Source organism: Bradyrhizobium sp. MI1.7 (assembly GCF_055811795.1).
In genome coordinates, this window is sequence record NZ_JBVVPO010000007.1 from 187,907 (window position 1) to 194,130 (window position 6,224).

Annotated in this window: 6 protein-coding genes; 3 read left to right on the forward strand and 3 right to left on the reverse strand. The window is 66.0% G+C overall.

What is annotated here, in order from left to right; translation table 11 throughout:
- Window positions 1-119: 119 nt before the first annotated feature.
- Complete coding sequence (locus AC0L3X_RS10490) at window positions 120-524, reverse strand: DUF4260 domain-containing protein (RefSeq protein WP_283016840.1); 405 nt, start codon at window positions 522-524, stop codon at window positions 120-122.
- 149 nt (window positions 525-673) lie between these two features.
- Here AC0L3X_RS10490 and AC0L3X_RS10495 point away from each other — a divergent pair, with 149 nt between their 5' ends.
- Complete coding sequence (locus AC0L3X_RS10495) at window positions 674-2,206, forward strand: acyl-CoA carboxylase subunit beta (protein ID WP_063982622.1); 1,533 nt, start codon at window positions 674-676, stop codon at window positions 2,204-2,206.
- Window positions 2,207-2,271: 65 nt separating this feature from the next.
- Entirely contained in the window at window positions 2,272-2,619 is a 348-nt protein-coding gene (locus tag AC0L3X_RS10500) for a hypothetical protein (RefSeq protein WP_283018887.1), read from the forward strand.
- Window positions 2,620-2,724: 105 nt separating this feature from the next.
- Here AC0L3X_RS10500 and AC0L3X_RS10505 read toward each other — a convergent pair whose 3' ends face one another.
- Together AC0L3X_RS10505 and AC0L3X_RS10510 are read right to left on the reverse strand one after the other, a co-directional pair.
- On the reverse strand, window positions 2,725-3,381 hold the full coding sequence (locus AC0L3X_RS10505; protein ID WP_283016839.1) for a glutathione S-transferase family protein: 657 nt from the start codon (window positions 3,379-3,381) through the stop codon (window positions 2,725-2,727).
- A gap of 196 nt (window positions 3,382-3,577) precedes the next feature.
- Window positions 3,578-5,536: an alpha/beta hydrolase domain-containing protein gene (locus tag AC0L3X_RS10510; RefSeq protein WP_354113686.1), complete on the reverse strand. Its 1,959-nt coding sequence runs from the start codon at window positions 5,534-5,536 to the stop codon at window positions 3,578-3,580.
- A 106-nt stretch (window positions 5,537-5,642) separates the two neighbouring features.
- Between AC0L3X_RS10510 and AC0L3X_RS10515 the strand changes: the two genes are divergently transcribed.
- Window positions 5,643-5,957: a hypothetical protein gene (locus tag AC0L3X_RS10515; RefSeq protein ID WP_283016837.1), complete on the forward strand. Its 315-nt coding sequence runs from the start codon at window positions 5,643-5,645 to the stop codon at window positions 5,955-5,957.
- Window positions 5,958-6,224: the final 267 nt, after the last annotated feature.

A 6,224-nucleotide genomic window follows, 5' to 3' on the forward strand; every position in this document is an offset into this window, starting at 1 on the left:
TGACCGCCGCCGTACCGACTGGGCTCACGCAACATTCGGCGCCTGATCGTAAAGGGGAGCAAGCCTGAATCGGCCGGCCCGGTCAACCGGTGGGGGCCGACAAAACGACGGCAATCCCCTCAGGCGTCTCTCTGGCGGCCGATCCGCCCGAGATGGGTGAAGCCGAACCCGGCCGAATATTTCAGGCCGTAGCCGAGCGCCCGGTCGATGCCGATATGGGCGAGCCAGATCATGGCGATGGACAGCGTGAGCGGCGAGGCGAAGCCGAAGCCCAGCGTCAGCAGCGCCACCGGCGCCATGTAGCTGTGGGCGGCATTGTAGACCAGCGCCCCGAATCTGGCGTCGGCCAGGTACGCCAGGAAGCTCAGATCGGGGACGAAGAAGAGCAGGGCGAACACCAGCCACGAGCCGCCCCAGGAGGCGTAGAGCATCACCATGCCCGTGAACAGGGTCAGACCTTCCAGCCGCAGCAGGATCTTGACGCCGCCGGTCGCCGCGCCGGTCTCGGCCGTTATCTCATCCATCGTCGTCTCCCAGGCAAAACTCTGTAATTCCTTGCGCTTTGGCGCTGCGGCAAGGCAGCCCTGCGGCGCCGAAAGCGGCTTCCCGGCCCGCAAAATGCCGTGTTAGAACCCCCGGCAATCGCATTTAGGCTAAGAACTGGCGGGAGCAAATGAAGAATATCCTGGACGCCCTTGAAGATCGTCGCGCCGGCGCAAAGCTCGGCGGCGGGGAGAAGCGTATCGAAGCGCAGCACGCCCGCGGCAAGCTGACCGCGCGCGAGCGCATCGAGCTCCTGCTCGACAAGGGATCGTTCGAGGAGTTCGACATGTTCGTCGAGCACCGCTCCACCGAGTTCGGCATGGAGAAGAACAAGATCCCCGGCGACGGCGTCGTCACCGGTTGGGGCACCGTCAACGGCCGCAAGACGTTTGTCTTCGCGAAAGACTTCACGGTGTTCGGCGGCTCGCTGTCGGAGACCCATGCGCTGAAGATCACGAAACTTCAGGACATGGCGATGAAGGCGCGGGCGCCCATCATCGGCCTCTATGACGCGGGCGGCGCCCGCATCCAGGAGGGCGTCGCGGCGCTCGCCGGCTATTCCTATGTGTTCCGCCGCAACGTGCTCGCCTCGGGCGTGATCCCGCAGATCTCCGTCATCATGGGCCCCTGCGCCGGCGGCGACGTCTATTCGCCTGCGATGACCGACTTCATCTTCATGGTGAAGAACACCAGCTATATGTTCGTCACCGGCCCCGACGTGGTGAAGACCGTCACCAACGAGGTCGTCACCGCCGAAGAGCTCGGCGGCGCCTCGGTGCACGCCACGCGCTCCTCGATCGCCGACGGCGCCTTCGAGAACGACGTGGAGACGCTCTTGCAGATGCGTCGCCTGATCGACTTCCTGCCGTCCAACAACACCGACGGCGTGCCGGAATGGCCGAGCTTTGACGACATCGGCCGGGTCGACATGTCCCTGGACACGCTGATCCCCGACAATCCGAACAAGCCTTACGACATGAAGGAGCTGATCCTGAAGGTCGTGGACGAGGGCGATTTCTTCGAGATCGCGGATGCCTTCGCCAAGAACATCGTCACCGGCTTCGGCCGCATCGCCGGCCGCACCGTCGGCTTCGTCGCCAACCAGCCGATGGTGCTGGCCGGCGTGCTCGACTCCGACGCCTCGCGCAAGGCCGCGCGCTTCGTCCGCTTCTGCGACGCCTTCAACATCCCGATCGTCACCTTCGTCGACGTGCCGGGCTTCCTGCCGGGCACCGCGCAGGAATATGGCGGCCTGATCAAGCACGGCGCGAAGCTGCTGTTCGCCTACTCGCAGTGCACGGTGCCGCTGGTCACCATCATCACCCGCAAGGCCTATGGCGGCGCCTTCGACGTCATGGCCTCAAAGGAGATCGGCGCCGACATGAACTACGCCTGGCCGACCGCCCAGATCGCCGTGATGGGCGCCAAGGGCGCGGTCGAGATCATCTTCCGCAGTGACATCGGCGACCCCGACAAGATCGCCGCGCGCACCAAGGAATACGAAGACCGCTTCCTGTCCCCCTTCATCGCCGCTGAGCGCGGCTACATCGACGACGTCATCATGCCGCACTCGACCCGCAAGCGGATCGCCCGGGCGCTGGCGATGCTGAAGGACAAGAAGGTGGAAACGCCGGCGAAGAAGCACGACAATTTGCCGTTGTGACGACAAGTAGCCCGGATGGAGCGTAGCGAAATCCGGGTTCTTAACCCAAGTGCCGCATGTCGCTGATGACCGAAGACGATCCGACCGACGAGATTTCAGACATTGAGACGCGGATCGAGCGGCTTGCCGAGATCGCGGAGCGATGCCGAAAGTACATTCTGGCATCCAAGATCGCGATTGGTAGCGGTGCAGCGTTGCTGCTGATCACGATCCTCGGCCTGCTAGGGACGGGGCAGACCGCTGCCCTTGGATCGATTGCCCTGGTGCTCGGCGGGATCGTTTCTCTCGGCTCCAACATCAGCACGTTGCGGCAGACGGATGAGGCTATCCGCGGTGCCGAGGCGCTTCGCGCGCAACTGATCGGCAGGATCGATCTTCGCGTGGTTGAGGACACGCCGCTGAAATTGGTGTGAGGCGAAGTTCGTAGGGTGGGTTAGCCCCGCGACTGCGCGAAGCGCAGTTCGCGCGGCGTAACCCACCATTTTTGTTGAGACATGCGTTGGCGGATTACGCTTGCGCTAATCCGCCCTGCGTTTGGCATCCGCCGCAGCGAAATGCGCCATCTGGTCGGCGTGGGCTTTTGCGAACGCTGGACGGCCTGTGGCGCGCGCAACGTAGGCGCGGCAAGCCGGGTGTTCCGACAGGCCGTCGAACTTGTCGACGACGCGCAGCACGTCCGACATCAGGATGTCGGCGACGGAAAAGGACCCCGCCAGCCATTCGTGGCCGGCCAGCACCGTCTCCATGTGCTTGAGGCGGAGCTTGAGGAAGTCGTCGACGAATTTCACGGCAGGCGAGCCATCGTCACTGCCGGTGAACTTGAACATCGTCCAGGGCAGGGCCGGCATCTCCACCGAATTGAGCGCGGCGAACACCCACTCCTTTGCCTCGCTGCGACCGCGCGGATCGGTGGGCATCAGCCTGTCGCTGAGTTCGCCCAGATGCAGCAGGATCGCGCCGCTCTCGAAGATCGAGAGGTCGCCGTCGGTCAGCCACGGCACCTGGCCGAAGGGCTGGTGCGCGAAATGCGCGGCGTCCCGCGGGCCGAACGGCACGCTCGCGACGTGGTAGGGCAACGCGGCTTCTTCCAGCGCCCAGCGCACGCGAAGGTCGCGCACGAAGCCGCGCGGCATCTCGGGAACCCAATCGAAGGTGGTGAGGGTGAGGTTGGCCATGCGGTGTCTCCGTGCTGTCTAGGCATAGGACGGATGAGGGGCGCGCGTTCCGACAGCGTGAGACTTTTTTTCTCCGCGGGCAGCGACCGTAGGGTGGGCAAAGGCGCGCTTGCGCCGTGCCCACCATCTTTTGGCCGACGATAGAAGTGGTGGGCACGCTCCGCTTTGCCTACCCTACGGGGCCACTGGGCTTCGCTCACTGCCCGAGCTTCGCCAGCTTGCCTTGCTTCGCGGCCTCGACCGCGCGCTCTGCATCCTCCGGCAACAGAATCCGCTCCGCCACCTGCCGCGCCGCCTCGCGCCGGACCGCGGCCGCATACGCCCCGTCATCCGCATATCGCTCCGCGATCGACAGCCGGGGATCATGCACTTCCTTGCGCGCAGCCTCGGTCGGTGCGAACGGCACCACCGCGCCTTGCAGCGGATAGAGCGCCGTCGGGCCAAATCCTTGTGCGCGCGGATTCCATGCGGTGTAGGTCGCGCGTGGCACCGCCAACGCAAGCTGGCGGATACCTGCGATGGCCATGCCGTCATTGTCCGCCTTCGGCACGAACACGGGATAGCGGCCGATCTCCTTGGGCGGCAGCACGCTCTGGTCGGAGAAGGCGGCGAGCGTGTGGATGCCGGCATAGGGCAGGCCGGGGATATCCATCGGCACGGCGCCTTGTGCCGGCACAAGCGTGCCGTGGGCGCGCATGGGGACGCGGCTTGCGGGCGGTTTGATGCCGTCGCTGATCCAGGCGTTGAGGTCGGTGAGCAGCGCGCGCATAGGCATGCCCGCATGCATCGGGTTTTGCGGCAGCGACATCGCAGGCAACCCCTTGCGCATCACGTCGGCGGCTTCGGCAAAATGCGGCGTGCCTGTGATCATGTAGGCGCGGACGTTGTCGGGGAGGTCGAGGTGGTTGCCGGCGAGGTCGGTGACCAGCAACGAGGCGTGTGAGGCCCACCATTCGTGCTCGCTGTCGGTCTGCATCACCTTCGGGCACGTCGCCGAGAGCGAACAGCGGCGCAGCAGGCCGTCGGTCTTGCCGGAATAGGGATCGCTCAGGCTCGCATAGGTGAAGGGGAAGAGATCAGCCTGCCACGCCGGATCCTGCGGATGGCGCGGGTTGCGGCCGGGCTGGCCGAAGCGGACGTTCGTCGCCATCCGCCGCGTGCCCGCGACATGCGGCATCAGGCCGTCGAACACCGTGCGGCCCTGGAGGTCCTCGTTGAAGCCGAGATAGAGGAAGTCGCGCAGGAAGCGGCCGGATTGCGACACGCCGAAGCCGATGGCGCGGCTGACGGAGGGATGCAGGCCGTTCAGCAGTGGGTTCGCCTGCGTCTCGTCGTGGCGGAGGAAGCTGACGACGTCGCGCACGGCGGCATAGCCCATGCCGAGCGGCACAGGATCGCGCGCGGTGTAGGTGATCTCGTAGAGCGCGCCGGCATCAAAACCATCGGGCCGGGTGATCTCCACCGTCACGGGATCGACGAGCTTTGCGAGGAGGCCGGAAGGCGCCTGCCGCGCATCGGCCCAGGCGGCGCGCACGGAGACCTTGAGGTCGGCGGCGTCGGTCGCCGGCCAGGTCAGCGTCGCACGCGCGGGATTGGTCGTGTTGTCGAAGACCACCTCTTCGCGCGCAGGCCCGGTGACGGTCTTCAGCACCGGCGCCGTCATCGCCATCTGGCCGGGCTTGGAGGGGATGTCGCCCTGCCAGCCGACCCAGACCATCGTAAAGCCCTGGCGATGCAGGAAGCCGATGCCGGCGTCCTCGGCCTTGTCGGCATTGTTGGCGCCGGGCTGCGCGGAATCGTCGAACAATTGCGGCGCCAGCTTGCGGCCGCGATTGGGCACCTCGAGCAGCAGCGTGCCGTTGCCGTGAGTGGGATCGGTGGGCCGCAGGATGACGACGTCGGCGGTGGCTGCCACCTTGCCGTCGGAGCTACGCGGCGCGAGCGCGAGGTCAGTGATGACGGCGTTGCGATCGTCGGACGGGTTGAGCGCGAAGGTCGCGCGCGCGGTGATGCGCTCATAGGTGCCGACATCGCCAAAGCTGCGCCCGGCAAAGGCGGGCTCGCGCGCGAGGATGTCGAAGCGGACGATTTCGGCGAGCGAGGCCGTGGGCCACAGGCAGGTGATCGCAACGAGGCCCGTGATGATCCTGCGCATGGCCATTCCTTCCCCCATCGGCGCGATCCGAATGTTCCGTCGCGCGGGCTTTTTGTTGCCGCGACTATAACCGTCTATGCTGCGGCCAAACAACAGGAGGAAACACATGCCTGCTGCCTACTTCGTCGTTCGCGCGACCGTCACCGACGCCAGCAAGCGCGCCGCCTTCGACACATGGTACGAGACCGCGCATGTGCCCGACGCGGTGAAGGCGTTCGGCGTAGCTAAGGCCTGGCGGTTCTGGAGCCTGGACGATCCCTCGCTGCATCAGGCCATGTATCAGTTCGATGACGAGGCCAAGCTGGCTGCGATGCTGAGGGGCGATGCGTTGAAGCTGCTCGTCGCCGATTTCAATCGCGGCTGGCCCGACGTGAAGCGCACGCGCGAGACGCTGGTGCTCGCGCAGGAGTTTGGAGCGTAGCCGTAGCCCGCTTGTCCCTGACACCCATGTCATGAACCTGAAGATGCGATTCAGCTTTCGTTCATGTCGTGACCGCGACACTCCCTCTGCATCACTTGCTCGATAGCCTAGAGGACATGTCATGGAGCGTCGGAACTTTTTGAAACTTGCATTCGGCGGGGGGGGGGGGGGGGCGCCCGGGGGGGGGCCCCCCCCCCCCCCCCCCGGGGGGGCCCCCCCCCCCCCCGCGCCCCCCCCCCCCCCCCCCCCCCCCCCCCCCCCCCCCCC

Bases quoted from the DNA above. Each gene is read 5' to 3' on its own strand.
- AC0L3X_RS10490 (WP_283016840.1), bottom strand. From the start codon at position 524: ATGGATGAGATAACGGCCGAGACCGGCGCGGCGACCGGCGGCGTCAAG.
- AC0L3X_RS10495 (WP_063982622.1), top strand. From the start codon at position 674: ATGAAGAATATCCTGGACGCCCTTGAAGATCGTCGCGCCGGCGCAAAG.
- AC0L3X_RS10500 (WP_283018887.1), top strand. From the start codon at position 2,272: ATGACCGAAGACGATCCGACCGACGAGATTTCAGACATTGAGACGCGG.
- AC0L3X_RS10505 (WP_283016839.1), bottom strand. From the start codon at position 3,381: ATGGCCAACCTCACCCTCACCACCTTCGATTGGGTTCCCGAGATGCCG.
- AC0L3X_RS10510 (WP_354113686.1), bottom strand. From the start codon at position 5,536: ATGCGCAGGATCATCACGGGCCTCGTTGCGATCACCTGCCTGTGGCCC.
- AC0L3X_RS10515 (WP_283016837.1), top strand. From the start codon at position 5,643: ATGCCTGCTGCCTACTTCGTCGTTCGCGCGACCGTCACCGACGCCAGC.